The following is a 14,977-nucleotide window of genomic DNA, read 5'->3' as shown; positions in this document are numbered from 1 at the left end:
GTACCCCCATGATCGCCGCGCTCCGGTCAACCGGTGGACAGTGCCGCGCGGACCGCGGCCAGGTCGGCGTCCGAGGCGAGTCCCGCGTGGTAGAGCCGCAGTTGGGTGGCGCCCAACTCCGCGGCGTGCGCGGCGTCGGCGGCGAGGGTGCCGGGGCTCCCGCCCATGCCGGACACCACCGTGAAGTTGGCGGCGACGACGGTGTGCGGACCCGCGTGCGCGGCGACCGGGGCGAGCACCGCCTCGCGGCCGGCCGCTCCGGCGGGGCCTCCCGGGCAGGGCAGCACCAGGCCGTCGGCGTGGGCGAGGATCCTGGCGGGCCGCACACCGGCGTTGGCGCCGCAGCGGTGGACGGCCGGATCGGCGTGCATCAGCACCTGGAAGCCGGGTTCGGCCGCGGCCCGCACCGCCGCGACGGCCTGCTCCTGGAGCGAGCCGGCGGTCTCCGTACGCCAGGCCAGGGTCAGTTCGGTCCACCGGGCGCCGAGCAGCCGCTCGATGCCGGGCAGTCCCGCCGCGTCGCCGCCGCCGCCCGACCACACCGGCGCCAGCGCGCTGCGGACGGCCGCGGCCAGCTCCTCGGGGTCGGCGCCGAGGCCCGCGTAGCCGTCGCGGCAGCGCGGGCAGAAGCAGAGCGACATCAGGTAGTGGGCGGCGTCGCCGAGCGGCACCCCGCCGATCTTGTCGTGCGCGTGCAGGTGCGCGAGCCCGTACCAGCCGAGCGACTCCAGCTCGGTGCCGGCCGCGCCGGGGCGCGCGGCGGCCTCGGCGGCGAGGTCGAGCAGGTAGCCGCGGACGGCGTCCTGGGCGATGCAGGGCGCCCAGGGGTAGCGGTCGCCGTAGGCGTTGACGACGTTGGTCTCCGGGTGCTCCGCGCCCAGCCGGGAGTTGTGGGCGAGCACCACCCAGCTGTGCACGTCGAGCCCGGCGGCCCGCAGTTCGGCCGCCGCGGCGGCCCAGGCGTCGTCGGCCGCGGCCCACGGCCCTGCCGCGTACGGCCGCAACTCCCTTCCCTGCCAGCGCTTCTCGTCCGGCGGGTAGAGCGCGGCGGCGTATTCGGCGGTGACCACCCGGTGCCGCGGGTGGCGCGGGGTGAGGGCCCGGGTGGAGTGGTAGGCGGCGGCGAGGGTGACCTGCCGCACGCCGAGTGCGGCGATCCGCCCGGCGGCGGCGGGGTCGCCGAGAACGTCCCAGGGGTAGACGAAGGCGGAGGTCCGCATGTCAGCGCTCTCCCAGCAACGCGAGCCCGCGCTCGATCAGTTCGGCCAGTTCCTTGATGTGCGCGGGTGACGGCTCCGACAGCGGCGGCCGGACCTCGCCGACGTCCAGGCCGCGCAGCCGCACTGCCGCCTTGACCAGCGACACGGCGTAACCCCGGCCCTGGTTGCGGAGGTTGACCAGCGGGCGGTAGAAGCCGTCGATCAGCCGGTCGACGGTCGCGTCGTCGCCGGTGGTCAGCGCCCGGTGGAAGGCGAGGGCGATCTCCGGGGAGAAGGCGTAGACGGCCGAGGAGTAGAGGGTCACGCCCAGGCCGCGGTAGGCGAGCCCGGTCAGTTCCGCGGTGGGCAGGCCGTTGAAGTAGAGGAAGCCGTCGCCGGGCAGTTCGGTGCGGACCGCGCTGACGATGCGCTGCATCAGGTCGAGGTCGCCGTGCCCGTCCTTGAGGCCGATGATGTTGGGCACCCTGGCGAGTTCGACGACGGTGGCGGGCGTGAAGACCGCGTTGTCGCGCTGGTAGACGATGACGTCGAGCGCGGTGCCCGCCGCGAGCGCGGAATAGTGGCGCAGCAGGCCCTCCTGGTCGGGGACGACCAGATACGGCGGCATCGCCAGCAGCCCGTCGGCGCCGGCCCGCTCCGCGATGCCGGCGTATTCGAGGGCCAGCGCGGTGCCGTAGCCCGCGCCCGCGACGACCGGCACCCTGCCCGCGGTCTCCTCGACCGCGGCGGCCACGCACGCGCCGAACTCCGCGGGCGACAGGGCGTGGAATTCGCCGGTGCCGCAGCAGGCGAAGACGGCCGCCGCGCCCGCGTCCACCCCCGCGCGCACGTGCGCGCGGAAGGCGTCGAGGTCGAGACCGCCGTCGGGGCCGAAGGCCGTCACGGGGAAGAACAGCAGGCCGTCGAGACGCTCGGCGAGTGAGGGTGCGGTCATCGGGTTCCCCCTGGAGGTCCGGTCTGTGCGCTCATATGATTCACGTCTATATTCATGAACGCTGCCACGCTAAGCGAGCATGCACATACGGGTCAAGCCGCCGAGCGCGGCTCACACGTACCCGCACTGGGCCACTCTCGTCCATATACCTGAACCTCGGCCACGGATATACTCGCCGCGGCGCCGCCGGCCCACCGCTCCGGCGGCACCCGCCGGCGCGTCCGTCACGTCAGTGGCCCCCTGGGGCCGGTGAGACCGAGGAGGCCTCCCCATGCCCGCTCCCCGCACCATTCTGCTCACCGGCGCCGCCGGAGGACTCGGCACCCTCATGCGCGGACTCCTGCCGTCCTACGGCTACCGGCTGCGGCTGCTGGACATGCTGCCGATCGACGGCGAGCCCGACGCGATCACCGCGGACCTCGCCGACCGCGACGCGCTGCGCGCCGCCGTACGCGGGGTCGACGCCGTCGTCCACCTGGCCGGAATCTCGCTGGAGTCCACCTTCGAGAAGATCCTGCGGGCCAACATCGAGGGCACCTACAACCTCTACGAGGCGGCGCGCGAGGAAGGGGTGCGGCGGATCGTCTTCGCGTCCAGCAACCACGCCGTCGGCTTCACCCCGCGCCCGCAGGGCGGCGACCCGCTCATCCCGGTCGGCACCCCGCGCCGCCCCGACACCTACTACGGCCTGTCCAAGTGCTTCGGCGAGGACCTGGCGCAGCTCTACGCCGACCGGCACGGCATCGACACGGTGTCGATCCGGATCGGCTCCTGCTTCCCCGAACCCACCACGGTCCGCATGCTGTCGGTCTGGATGAGCCCCGAGGACGGCGCCCGCCTCCTCCACGCCGCCCTCACCGCCGACGTGACCGGGCACACCGTCGTCCACGGCAGCTCGGCCAACACCCGGCTGTGGTGGGACCTCGGCCCGGCCCGCGCGCTCGGCTACGAGCCCCAGGACGACTCCGAGCCCTTCGCCGCCGCCCTCGTCGCCGCCCAGGGCGAACTCGACCCGGCCGACCCTGCCCACGCCAACCTGGGCGGCGCCTTCTGCACCGACCCGCCGATCTGGCCGTACTGACCCGGGAGCCGTGGGATCGTACGGAGGTGGACCCCCGGATCGTGATGCGCGAGGCGGCGCCGGGCGCCGAGGGCGCCGTGCTGCTGCTGCACGGCGGTGCGGAGCACGGCCTGCGCCGCCCCTCGTGGCTGAATCCGCCGTCGCGGCGGATGCGGCCGTTCGTGGCGGCCGTCGGCAGGGGCGGCGGCCTGGCGGTCGCCGAGGCGCGCTACCGGCACCGCGGCTGGAACGGGGAGCGCGCGGACGCCGCGCGGGACGCCGCCGAGGCGCTGGCCGCGCTGCGGGAGCGCACCGGGGGGCTTCCCACCGTGCTGGTCGGCCATTCGATGGGGGCCAGGGCCGCGCTGCGGATCGCGGCGGAGCCGGGGGTCGCGGGGGTGGTCGCGCTCGCCGCGTGGTGCCCGCCGGAGGACCCGGTCGAGCAGCTGGCCGGTGTGCGGCTGGTGTTCGTGCACGCGGCGGCCGACCGGATCACCTCGCCGCGCGAGTCGCTGATGACGGCGGTACGGGCACGGGCCGCGGGCGCGCAGGTGTGCCGCTTCGTGGTGCCCGGCGGGGACCACGCCATGCTGCGGCAGGCCGGGCTGTGGCACACGCTGACCGCCGCGGCGGTCCACGGCCTGCTCGGTCTGCGCCCGCTGCCGCCGGAGACCGTGTCCGCCTTCGCGCTGCCCGCACGCTCCACCGACGGCCTCGACGTACGGGCCGTCCCCCGGGCGGCCGGGTAATGGAACCGCAAAGCGGAGTCGGTCGTTAGCCGGACATGACCGCAATGACACCTGGCTCGAACGTGCCGCTGTCCGTCCCCCGCGTGGCCGTCGAGGTGGCCGCGCCGGCGCGGCTCGACGTCTCGGGCCTGCTCCTCACCGCCGACGGCAAGGTGCGCTCCGACGACGACTTCGTCTTCTACAACCAGCCGCAGGGCGGCCCGGGGGTGACCTACCGCTCCGGCGGCGGTTCCGGCCCTGACGCCATCACGGTGGACACCGAGGCGGTGCCCGCCGGTATCGAGAAGATCGTGGTGACGGCGAGCCTGGACGGCGGCGCCGCCTTCGCGGGGACGGTGCCGACGGCCACCGTGCGCAATGCCGACGACGGTTCGGCGATCGCCACCTTCGCCCCGGCCGGGCTCGGCCCGGAGACCGCCCTGGTGGTGGTCGAGGTCTACCGCAGGGGCGGCGCCTGGAAGGTCCGCGCGGTCGGGCAGGGCTATTCCAACGGGCTGGCGGGCATCGCCACCGACTTCGGGGTGAATGTCGACGAGCCCGCCGCACCGGCGCCGCAGGCCGCGCAGGCACCCCAGGCGCCGCAGGCCGCGCCGACCGGACCCGCGGCCACCCACCTGCCGCCCCCGCCGCCCGCCGCGCCGCCGGCCCAGCCCCCGGCGGCCGCGTCCGCCGCGTCCGGCCGGATCAACCTGGACAAGGGCCGGGTCAACCTGCGGAAGAACGAGACGGTGTCGCTGGTCAAGGGCGGCAAGCCGCTGCTGTCCTCGGTCCGTATGGGCCTGGGCTGGGAGCCGGCCTTCGGCGGCCGGGACATCGACCTCGACGCGTCGGTCATCGTCTACGGCCCGCAGCGCAACCACCTGGACACCTGCTACTTCGGCCGGCTCACCGTGCTGAACGGCGCGATCCAGCACTCCGGGGACAACCTCACCGGCGACGGCTCGGGCGACGACGAGTCGATCACCGTCCACCTCGGCGGGCTGCCGCCGGAGGCCACCGGCCTGCTCTTCACCGTCAACTCGTATTCGGGGCAGAAGTTCAACAAGGTCGCGAAGGCGTACTGCCGGCTGCTTGACGCCGCTTCCGGCGAGGAGCTGGTGCGCTTCGACCTCACCAGCGGCGAGGCCAAGACGGGTGTGCTGATGGCCAAGCTGGTCAAGCAGTTCTCGGGCGAGTGGGAGATGACCGCGCTCGGTTCGTTCGTGGACGCGCGCACCGCGAAGTCCCTCGTCAAGCCGGGGGCCGCGGCCCTCTGAGCCGACCCGGGCGCGGCGAGCGGCCCGGCTCACCCGCGGCGCGGCGGACGGGCCCGACTCCCTTGCGGAGCCGGGCCGTCCGCGTGTCCGTTCACCGCATCACGCGCGCGGGCGTTTTTGTCATGGTCACCTAGATTTTACCGCTGACCATCTACCCGCATAGACCCCTGGCCGGGACGCTGGAGTGGCATGTCCGCACCATCCTCACCCCTAGCCACGGGAGCGCTCAGCCATGCCCGCAAACCGTCCCGCACTCCGAATAGGCTCGATCGCCGGCGCCGCCGCACTCGCCGCCACCGCCCTGCTGGCGAGCAGCGGCACCGCACAGGCCGCGCTGCCCACCCCCATCGCCGCCTCCACCGCCCGCACTTACCTCGCCGGGATGGCGGCGACCCCCGAGACGCACGCCTCCACCTACAACCGCGACCTCTTCCCGACCTGGATCACCATCTCCGGGACCTGTGACACCCGCGAGTACGTCCTCAAGCGCGACGGCAGCGGTGTGGTGACCGACAGCTCCTGCAAGTCCACGTCGGGCAGTTGGACCAGCGCCTACGACGGGGCGACCACCACCAACCCGTCGACGTTCGACGTCGACCACCTCTTATCTGCACCCGTGATGAACCAGGTGCCTGAAGCAGCAGTTCAAGACGTCGACGGCATACCGCTCACACATGCGATGGCCCTTCGGACCGACCGGCCGGCCGCTCCTGATACGGCGACGAATCTTCCCACCCAGGCCACCCGCGGTCTGTAGCCCGGACTGTGCCGCGGAGCCCAACGATCGGCGGCACGGCCCGGACGACAGAGCGCTGCCCAACGTCCTCGAAACATTCCTGTCATGAGCCTGACTATCTGAGGAGATCGAGATTCCCATGTCTTCCCGAATACGGATAGCGACTGCCACCGGTTCTGCTCTCGCCTTGGCGATCAGCGGCCTCATCCTCGGCGTCAGCGCCGGCACCGCACAGGCCAGCACCTGCTCCCAGTCCTACCTGCCGCTGCCGGACCGGTCGTGTACTCCCGGTGTGTACAACTCTGCTGTCACCCAGTCGACGATCGGCTCCACGATCTGCGTGTCCGGCTGGACGGCGACCGTCCGCCCGCCCACCTCCTACACCAACGCGCTCAAAGCACAGGGGATCATCGACTACGGGTACAGCGACACGAACATGTCCGACTACGAGGAAGACCACCAGATCCCCCTCGAACTCGGCGGATCACCGCGGGATCCGAACAACCTGTGGCCCGAGCCGCACTCCGGCACCAAGAACTCCACCACCAAGGACGGTGTGGAGACGAAACTGAAGAACGCGGTGTGCAAGGGCACCATCACCCTCAACGCTGCCCGCACCGCGATCAAGGCGAACTGGACCACGGCTCTCAGCGTCACCGGCATCGGTTAGAAGGGAACTGGCTGGTGACGTTTGTCTGGTATCAGACGTCACCAGCCAGTGCCTGCCACTCGTACTGGGCGAGCGCTCGCCGCAGAGCGAGGTTCTCGCCTTGCGCGACTTCCAGGGCCTTACGGAGCCTTGCCACCTCCTCGCGGTGAGCCTGCCTTTGCCGCGTCAGGCGTGTAGTCAGCGCTCGCACAGCGGCCGAGGTCGAGGAGTCGGTCGGACGATCCGCGGGAATTGCGGAAGCCGGTCCACTCTTGGCTCGGTGCCGTTCGCCGCTGGCCGAGGCGTGGGACTCCGGCGCGTGGGCGTGGACCACCGCCCAGCGGCAGGGCCTGGCCAACGACGTGACCCGTCCGCAGCTCATCGCCGTCTCGGCGTCGTCCAACCGCTCCAAGGGCGACGACGACCCGGCCGAGTGGCTGCCGCGCGCGTCGTACCAGTGCACCTATGCCCGCGCCTGGGTGCAGGTCAAGCACTACTACGGGCTGACCGTGGACAGCGCGGAGAAGTCGGCGCTCAGCTCGATACTCAACGGCTGCTGACCCGCGCGGAAACGATACGGCCGCCCGGGAGCCGTGCTCCCGGGCGGCCGTTCGCCCCCGTTCGTCCGGGGGTGGACTCTCAGCGGCGGGCACTCTGGCGCCGCCAGGGGCCGGTGACGGCGACCATGATGCCCGGCGTCTGGATGTTGGCGAAGAGCGTCTCGCCGTCGGGCGAGAAGGTCACGCCGGTGAACTCGCTGTACTCCGGCTCCGCTTCGCTGCCGATGTTCAGCTCGTTGCGCGCCAGCGGGTAGGTGCGGCCGTCGTCCAGCGCGCCGAACAGGTGCTGCACGCCGACGCCGTCCTCGGCGATGATCAGGCCGCCGTACGGCGACACCGTGATGTTGTCGGGGCCGTCGAAGGGGCCGTCCTGCTCCGGCGCGGTGTTGACGCCGAGCAGCACCTTGAGGGTCAGGGTGCGGCGGGCCGGATCGTAGAACCACACGGCGCCGTCGTGCTGGACCGGGCTCTCCTCGCGGGCGAAGGACGACACGACGTAAGTGCCGCCGTCGGCCCACCACATGCCCTCCAGCTTGCGCGCCCTGGTGACCTCGCCGTCCCTGAACTGCTTGCGGACCGAGGTGGTCCGCGCGTCGCGGTCCGGGACGTCGACCCAGTCCACGCCGTAGCGGGTGCCGATCCTCGTCGCGCGGGACAGGTCGTCCACGAAGCGGCCGAGGGAGTCGAAGCAGCGGAAGGCCTGCAGCACACCGTCGGTGTCGCCGAGCCCGGCGAGCCGGCCGCGGCCGTGGTGGAAGCCGTGCGGCGGAGTCCAGCGGTAGAGCAGGCCGTTGGGGCCCGACGCGTCCTCGGTGAGGTAGAGGTGGCCGCGCTTGGGGTCCACCACGACGGCCTCGTGCGCGTAACGGCCCAGTGCCTTGACGGGCTTGGGATCACGGTTCGCGTGCCGGTCGTGCGGGTCGACCTCGAAGACGTAGCCGTGGTCCTTGGTCATGCCGTTGGAGCCGGCCCGGTCCTCGGTCTCCTCGCAGGTCAGCCAGGTGCCCCAAGGGGTCGCGCCGCCAGCGCAGTTGGTGGCGGTGCCGGCGATGCCGACCCACTCGGTGACCGGCTCCGCGTGGCCCCTGCCGCGGCCGTCCTCGTCGCCGCGCCAGTGCTTCGGCACCTCGACGACCGTGCAGCCGCCGGCCGCGGCGGGGTCGTATACGAGCCCCGCGACATGCGGTACGGGGTGCGCCGCGGCGGTCAGCGGGCCGCCGATCTCGTGGTTGTTGACCAGCAGGGTGGCGCCGCGCTCGCCCGCGAAGGCGGCGGTGCCGTCGTGGTTGGACGGGGTCGTCTCACCGGACTCCAGCGTGGTCGTACCCGTACGGGTGACGACCCGGTAGGCGAAGCCGGCCGGCAGCGCGAGCAGGCCCGCCGGGTCGGCGATCAGCGGCCCGTAGCCCAACTCGGGGCAGTGGCCGTGCTGGTGGCCGTGATCGTGGTCGTGGTCGCCGTGGCCCGCGGGCGCCCCCGCGGCGAGCGCGCCAGGCGCGGTGGCCAGCACGTCGACAGCGCCGGCGAGGGCGATCCCCGCGCCGGTGGCCGCGGAACGGTGGACGAAGTCTCTCCGGCTGAGCGGCACGGTGGCTCCCTCATGTCGCGATGTCGCGTGCATACAGCGGCCACGCTCCCGGCCGGCGGCCAACTGCCGGTGAACGGAGCGGATACGGAGAGGGGCGGCTTCCTGGTGACCCCAAGAATTCGCAAAGGGAGACCCAAAGGGCGGGTCGGGGAGGGCGGACGGTGCCGCCCTCCCCGACCGGCGGTCCTCAGACCCCGTCGCGGGAGCGGGCCTTGAAGGCGGCCTTGCGGGCGTCCTTGGCGGCCTTGCGGTCCGGGTGCAGCCGGCCCATCGCCTCCAGCACGTCGGCGGTCGCCGGGTGCTCCACCCGCCAGGCCGCGTCGAAGAAGCCGTCGTGCCGCGCGACCAGGTCGCGGACCAGGTCCGACAGCAGCTCCGGGTCGTCGTCCGCGGCCAGCTGGGCGGCCAGGGTGTCGATGGTCAGCCAGAAGATCATGTCCGCGTCGGGCGTCGGGACGTCGGACGCGCCGCTCTCGGTGAGCCACACCCGGGCCAGACCGCCGAGCTGCCGGTCGTCGAGCACCTCGCGCAGGGCGGGCTCGGCCTCGGTGCCCACCAGGGTCAGGGTCTGCTGGCACATCAGCCGCCGGCTCGGGGCGCCGTCGTCGTCACCGCGGGCCGCCGCCAGCAACTCCTTCGCCGCGTCCACCGGTTTGCGGTCGAGGAGCCACAGCTCCGCCTCCGCGCGGGCCGTGTGGTCCGGGTAGCCGGCCAGCGCGTCCAGCAGGTCGGTGCCGGTCGCGCCCGCGAGGTCGCCCACCACCGGCGCCACCGCGCCCGCGTCCATGAGCAGCTCGCGCAGGCCGTGCACGCCGAGCGGGGTGAGCCGCACCAGCCCGTAGCGGGAAAGCTCCTCCGGGTCCAGCTCGCCGCCCTGCGCCTGCGGCCCCGGCTCCTCGTCCTCCTCGATCAGCGCCTCGTCCACCGGCTGGTAGTCCACCAGTCCCGACGGCGCCAGCACCCGGAAGTGGTCGTCCAGCCGCATCATGACCTCGGTGACCTCTTCGAGCACCGCGTCACTCGGCTGCTCCATCTCCTCGGGCACCACCAGCGACGCGGCCAGCACCGGCAGCGGCACCGCGCCCTGGGTGGCCTCCGAGCCGTCGTCCAGCGCCATCAGGGTGTAGAGGTTGGCCAGCGCGGTGTCGAGGAACTCGGCCTCCTCCTCCGGGTCCCACTCGTGCTCGTCCACGTCGCCCAGGTCGTCCGGCAGCTGCTCCAGGTCCGGCGACGCGGCCTCCGCGAGCGTGGCCTCGGCCGCGGCGAGCCACACGTCCAGCACATCCTGCGGCTCCCCCGCGGCCAGCCGCTCGGCCGCCTCGCCCGGCACCGCCCGCCCGGCCACCTCACCCGGCGGGGTGGACTCCTCCGCCTCCTCCTCGATCTCCAGCTCGACCAGCCCGGTGTCCACGGCGACGGCCCACGCCTGCGCGGTCTCCACGAGCCAGACGTCGTCCGCGTCCTCTCCCCCGCCCAACTCCTCGGCGGCGGCCACCAGATCGGCGTCCGTCAGCCCCCCCATCGCGTCCACCGCGCGCTCCGGCGCCGCCCACCGGGCCAGCCGCAGCGCGCGGTCGAGCAGTGGCACGGCCAGCGCCAGTTGCGCCAGTTCGTCCGGGGACAGCAGCCGTACGGGCGGCAGGACGAGAGGACTTGCGGACATCGGGACAGCTCCCATTCGACACGTCGGGCTCGACGACGCGAGCGGCCCGCGCCGCCCGCCCCACTCAGCGTAGGCCCTCCCCGCCCCCGCCTCCCCTTCCGCAGGGGGTGCGCATCCGCTACCGCGCGGGGGGGCGTGCGGTTCCCTTCCGGCAAGGGGGTGCCCATCCGCTGCCGCGGGGCTGTTCGGTTCCCCTCCCGCAGGGGGCACGCTTCCCCCGGTCGCGGTGGGGCACGCCGTTCCCTTCCGGCAAGGGGGCCCCACCCAGGGGCGCGAGGAACTGCGCGCGCAACCACCCACCAGCCGGTGGCCCGGCACCGACCGAACAGCCCCTCACGACCGGTGACGCCCACACGCCCAGCAGGGGCTGATCGCACCATTCCCCGCACCCCCGAGCAAGGGGCCGCCCTACCGCTACCGCGCGAAGGCACGCCGCTCCCTTCCGGCAAGGGGGCCCCACCCAGGGGCGCGAGGAACTGCGCGCGCAACCACCCACCAGCCGGCGGCCCGGCACCGACCGAACAGCCCCTCACAACCGGTGACGACCCACACGCCCAGCAGGGGCTGATCGCACCGTTCCCCACGCCCCCGAAGAGCACCGCCCCGCGCACGGGGCACCCCCGCAAGCCCCCGCGGCCGGCGGAAGCGCATCCCCGGCGCAAGGGGGGCGTGGATTGCGTGCCGGGCGTCGGCGCGGGAAGGTACGGGGGTGAGTGGGGGGAGTGACGCGCGGAGGCGCCATGCGTCGGTGGCGCAAGGCGCCGCGGTGGGGACGCGGCAGCACGTGGCCGTCGTGGTGCCGGTCGGGCTGGGGGCGGATCCGCCGTGGGCGGCGGGGCCGCTGCCCTTCGAGGTGGGCGGGCAGGCCGCTGACGCGGACCGGCGGCGGGGGTTGTTCACGACCGCGGCGGCCCGCGCACTGTACGACCGCCGGTGGCACACGTGGGAGTCCCGCTCGGAGGGGGCATTGCGCCTCGACGGGATGGAGCTGCTGCGTACGCCCACCGCGAGGGCCGCCCAGCAGGCCCTCGCGGTACTGCACTTCACCGTCGCCGACGGCACGCCGATCATGCCGCTGCTGCGGGCCGTCAGCCACCGGCGGCAGGCCGGGCGGTCCGACCCGCTCGCGGGAGCGCTGGCGCCGGCGGCGCTGCTGAGCGGGGTGGCGGACACCACGGCCGCCGCGGCGCCGTTCGCGCTGTCGCGGCCGTACACCGTGGCCTTCGTGGCCCCGGGCCCGGCACTCGGCCCGCTGGCCCTGCGCGACGCGGCGACCGGGGAAGTCCCTCCGGAAGCGGACGAGTTCCTGCGTTCGCTCGCGTCGCGAGCGGTGCCGGACGACATTCCGGCGGCCCCGGAGTCCGTGCCGGCCCACCGGGCGGAGGTCCGGCGGATATCGGCGGACTGGAGCGCGCTCGTCCTGCGCCAGGGCGCCGCCTTCCTCGGCCACCGGGCCGACACCGGCCCCGGCGACTTCTACGACTGGGCCGCGCACAACGCGCGTACGGTCTACCTCGACGCGCTGCTGCTGGGCACCGTCCAGCGCAACCACGTCGACGAGCTGACCGACGACCTGTCCGCCGTCTTCGAGGGCCCCGGCCTCGCCCGCCGGGTCGCCGCGCTCGAACAGCGCATCGCGCACTTCCGCAGTACGTACTGGCGCCAGCACCTCAGTGCCCACGGCCCCGCCAACGGCCTGCTGCTCGCCTTCCAGGACAAGCACCGGCTGCCTGAGCGCTTCGAGTTGATCCTCGCCGAGGCCGCGGACTACGCGCGGCTGGTGCAGACCCAGGAGAGCCAGCAGATCGCCGGGGCGCTCGGCGTGCTGACCGTCCTCGGGCTGCCGCTCGGCACCGCGCTGTCCGTCCTGCAGGTGCTCGGCGACTCCGACCCGTGGCACCTGGCATTCGCCCTGACCGCGTCGCTCGGCGCGACGGCGGCCGCGCTCACCACGCGCTACGGCCGGCTCGTCGTCTCCTCGCTGCGCGGCGGGCCGCGGCGGCGCTGAGCGCGTACGCGTCGGGCGCCCCCTCGCGGGGCAAGACCGCAGGTAGGGTCGAGGGACAGGGCGGCGCCGGGGGTGGCGGAATGCGGGAGATCAGCAGCGAGGCCGAGTTGCGCGAGGTGGTCGGGGAGCCGACCGCGCGGAACGCGGCCAAGGTTCGGCGGGAGTTGGACGCGATGGACCGGGCGTGGCTGGCGGCCTCACCGTTCCTGCTGATGGCGACAGCCGGGGCGGACGGGTCGTGCGACGTGTCGCCGAAGGGCGACCCCGCCGGGTTCACGCTCGTGCTGGACGAGCGGACGATCGCGGTGCCGGAGCGGCCGGGCAACCGCAGGGCGGACGGCTTCCGCAACATCCTGGGCAATCCGCGGGTCGGGCTGATCTTCCTGGTCCCCGGCCGCGGCGACACGCTGCGGATCAACGGGCGGGCCCGGCTCGTGCGGGACGCGGACTTCTTCGACCGGATGACGGTCGAGGGGCATCGCCCGTCGCTGGCGGTGCTGGTGGACGTCGAGGAGGTCTTCTACCACTGCTCGAAGGCCTTCCTGCGCAGCGCCCTGTGGAGGCCGGAGGGCTGGCGGCCGGACGCGGCGCCCTCCCGGGCCGCGATCGCGCACGCGCAGGACCGCAAGGGCGAGGACCTCGCGGAGCTGGAGGCCTACTACGGCCCCGGTTACGGTCTGGACTCCATGTACAGCTGACCGCAACCGGGGGACGTACGACGTCAGTTGTGGCTGTGCAGCACCGCGTTGAGGCCCCCCCAGGAGCCGGTGCGCTGGAGCACCTCCACCTTGCCGGTGGTGGAGTTGCGGCGGAAGAGCAGGTTGTCGCCGCCGGACAGCTCGACGGCCTTGACGATCTCGCCGTCGGGCAGCGTCACCCGGGTGCCCGCGGTGACGTAGAGGCCGGCCTCGATCACGCAGTCGTCGCCGAGGGCGATGCCCAGGCCCGACTCCGCGCCGAGCAGGCAGCGTTCGCCGACCGAGACGATCTGCGTACCGCCGCCGGACAGCGTGCCCATGATGGACGCGCCGCCGCCGATGTCGGAGCCGTCGCCGATGACCACGCCCTGCGAGATGCGGCCCTCGACCATGGAGGTGCCCAGGGTGCCGGCGTTGAAGTTGCAGAAGCCCTCGTGCATGACGGTGGTGCCTTCGGCGAGGTGCGCGCCGAGCCGGACGCGGTCGGCGTCGGCGATACGGACGCCGGCCGGTGCGACGTAGTCCGTCATCCGGGGGAATTTGTCGACGCCGTGGACGGACAGGTGCAGGCCCTCGGCGCGGGCGGCGAGCCGGGCGGCATCCAGGTTCGGGACCGGGACCGGGCCGATCGAGGTCCAGGCGACGTTCGCCAGCACACCGAACAGCCCTTCGAGGTTCTGCTCGTTGGGGCGGACCAGGCGGTGGCTGAGCAGGTGCAGCCGCAGGTACGCGTCGTGCGCGTCCAGCGGCTTGTCGTCGGTGGAGGCGATGGTGGTCCTGACGGCGACCACCTCGACGCCGCGGCGCGGGTCGGGACCCAGCGCGGCGGGGGCCGCGCTCCCCAGGGCCTGCGCGGCCTCCTCGGCGGTCAGCCGCGCGGTGCCCGCGGGGCCCGGCTCCGCGGCGAGCTGCGGGGCGGGGTACCAGGTGTCGAGCACGGTGCCGTCGTCGGCGACGGTCGCAAGTCCGACGCCGATGGCGCCGGAGGCACGGGAGTCATTCATACGCATGACGCTAACGCGTCGCCGGACCATCCGTGCACCCGGCCCGCCGCGGGTGCGCCCGCGCGGCGAGCGCCCGCGGCGCCGGCGCGGGCGAAGCCCACGGGATCGTCCCGCACGACGTGGTGCCCGCAGTCGGGGACCGCGAGGACGGACACCCCGGCCGCGGTGAGCGCGCCCGCGCCCGGCAGCGGCCCGCGGGCCTGCGGCGGCAGCAGCGTGCGGGGAAGGGCCAGGTCCTGGAGCAGCGCGGGGGTGGTGCCGCGGGTGAGGTGGACGGCGCTGCGGTGCAGGGCCTCGCGGCCGGCCGGCCGCATCGTGGCCCGCCGGGGGGCGCCGGACCGGTCGCGCACCTCCGCCCACCCGTGGGGAGGAGGTCCGGCTCGGCGTTCGAGGCGGTGGGAGCGGATGGGCGTGATCGCTCCCGCCGGTCCCGCGGGCCGGGTGAAAATGAGGCATGCGCACTGAACCGACAGCCCTTGCCGCTGCTTTGGCGACCTTCGACGACCTGTGGAGCCCGCGTATCGTCACCCGCGTCAACGACTACGACGTACGGGTCGCGAAGGTCGCGGGCGAGCACGTGTGGCACACCCACGACAGCACCGACGAGTTCTTCCTGGTCCTGGACGGCGAGTTGCGGATCGAGCTGCGCGAACCGGACGGCGAGCGCGAGGTGCTGCTCCCCCGCGGCTCGGTCTTCACCGTGCCTCGGGGCACCGGGCACCGGCCGTCGTCGCCGTCGGGCGCGTCGATCCTGCTCTTCGAGCCGACCGGCACCCTGACGGTCGGGGACAGCCACGACGAGGTCCCCGACCATGTGGACGCCACGACGGGGCACCCGTTGGAGGCCTGAGG

General features: G+C 73.7%; 13 protein-coding genes and 2 pseudogenes. 9 read left to right on the top strand and 6 right to left on the bottom strand.

Annotated features, from left to right (window positions below; translation table 11 throughout):
* Window positions 1-26: 26 nt before the first annotated feature.
* Both OG900_31020 and OG900_31015 read right to left on the bottom strand, forming a co-directional pair.
* Window positions 27-1,220, bottom strand: a complete 1,194-nt coding sequence (locus OG900_31020) for a hypothetical protein (protein WUH94125.1) — start codon at window positions 1,218-1,220, stop codon at window positions 27-29.
* Window position 1,221: 1 nt separating this feature from the next.
* A complete protein-coding gene (locus OG900_31015; protein WUH94124.1) occupies window positions 1,222-2,154 on the bottom strand; it encodes a 5-dehydro-4-deoxyglucarate dehydratase in 933 nt (310 codons plus the stop codon).
* A 271-nt stretch (window positions 2,155-2,425) separates the two neighbouring features.
* On the opposite strand from OG900_31015, the gene OG900_31010 reads away from it, so the two are divergent.
* The 6 genes and pseudogenes from OG900_31010 to OG900_30985 all read left to right on the top strand — a co-directional run bounded on the left by OG900_31010 (window position 2,426) and on the right by OG900_30985 (window position 7,164).
* Entirely contained in the window at window positions 2,426-3,235 is an 810-nt protein-coding gene (locus OG900_31010) for an NAD(P)-dependent oxidoreductase (protein WUH94123.1), read from the top strand.
* A 26-nt stretch (window positions 3,236-3,261) separates the two neighbouring features.
* Entirely contained in the window at window positions 3,262-3,963 is a 702-nt protein-coding gene (locus OG900_31005; GenBank protein ID WUH94122.1) for an alpha/beta fold hydrolase, read from the top strand.
* Between the two features lie 35 nt (window positions 3,964-3,998).
* Window positions 3,999-5,219: a TerD family protein gene (locus OG900_31000; protein WUH94121.1), complete on the top strand. Its 1,221-nt coding sequence runs from the start codon at window positions 3,999-4,001 to the stop codon at window positions 5,217-5,219.
* Between the two features lie 232 nt (window positions 5,220-5,451).
* Entirely contained in the window at window positions 5,452-5,976 is a 525-nt protein-coding gene (locus tag OG900_30995; protein ID WUH94120.1) for a hypothetical protein, read from the top strand.
* 118 nt (window positions 5,977-6,094) lie between these two features.
* Window positions 6,095-6,625, top strand: coding sequence for a hypothetical protein (locus OG900_30990; protein ID WUH94119.1), 531 nt, complete (start codon window positions 6,095-6,097; stop codon window positions 6,623-6,625).
* Window positions 6,626-6,894: 269 nt separating this feature from the next.
* Window positions 6,895-7,164, top strand: a pseudogene (locus tag OG900_30985) (hypothetical protein).
* 79 nt (window positions 7,165-7,243) lie between these two features.
* Here the strand turns inward: OG900_30985 and OG900_30980 are convergent.
* Both OG900_30980 and OG900_30975 read right to left on the bottom strand, forming a co-directional pair.
* On the bottom strand, window positions 7,244-8,752 hold the full coding sequence (locus tag OG900_30980) for a PhoX family protein (protein ID WUH94118.1): 1,509 nt from the start codon (window positions 8,750-8,752) through the stop codon (window positions 7,244-7,246).
* Between the two features lie 187 nt (window positions 8,753-8,939).
* Window positions 8,940-10,415 (bottom strand): hypothetical protein, encoded by a 1,476-nt coding sequence (locus OG900_30975; protein WUH94117.1) that lies wholly within the window; start codon window positions 10,413-10,415, stop codon window positions 8,940-8,942.
* A 748-nt stretch (window positions 10,416-11,163) separates the two neighbouring features.
* On the opposite strand from OG900_30975, the gene OG900_30970 reads away from it, so the two are divergent.
* Both OG900_30970 and OG900_30965 read left to right on the top strand, forming a co-directional pair.
* Window positions 11,164-12,423 (top strand): hypothetical protein, encoded by a 1,260-nt coding sequence (locus OG900_30970; protein ID WUH94116.1) that lies wholly within the window; start codon window positions 11,164-11,166, stop codon window positions 12,421-12,423.
* Window positions 12,424-12,503: 80 nt separating this feature from the next.
* Window positions 12,504-13,121, top strand: a complete 618-nt coding sequence (locus OG900_30965) for a pyridoxamine 5'-phosphate oxidase family protein (protein ID WUH94115.1) — start codon at window positions 12,504-12,506, stop codon at window positions 13,119-13,121.
* Between the two features lie 23 nt (window positions 13,122-13,144).
* On the opposite strand, the gene dapD is transcribed toward OG900_30965, so the two are convergent.
* Together dapD and OG900_30955 are read right to left on the bottom strand one after the other, a co-directional pair.
* A complete protein-coding gene (dapD, locus tag OG900_30960; GenBank protein ID WUH94114.1) occupies window positions 13,145-14,125 on the bottom strand; it encodes a 2,3,4,5-tetrahydropyridine-2,6-dicarboxylate N-succinyltransferase in 981 nt (326 codons plus the stop codon).
* Window positions 14,122-14,487, bottom strand: a pseudogene (locus OG900_30955) (hypothetical protein). The gene dapD and the pseudogene OG900_30955 overlap by 4 nt, the downstream one beginning before the upstream one ends.
* Window positions 14,488-14,579: 92 nt before the next feature.
* On the opposite strand from OG900_30955, the gene OG900_30950 reads away from it, so the two are divergent.
* On the top strand, window positions 14,580-14,975 hold the full coding sequence (locus OG900_30950; GenBank protein WUH94113.1) for a cupin domain-containing protein: 396 nt from the start codon (window positions 14,580-14,582) through the stop codon (window positions 14,973-14,975).
* The last annotated feature ends 2 nt before the right edge of the window (window positions 14,976-14,977 follow it).

Source organism: Streptomyces sp. NBC_00433 (assembly GCA_036015235.1).
GTDB lineage: Bacteria > Actinomycetota > Actinomycetes > Streptomycetales > Streptomycetaceae > Actinacidiphila.
The sequence above is the reverse complement of the archived record's forward strand: the minus strand, read 5'-3'. Positions and strand labels throughout refer to the sequence as shown.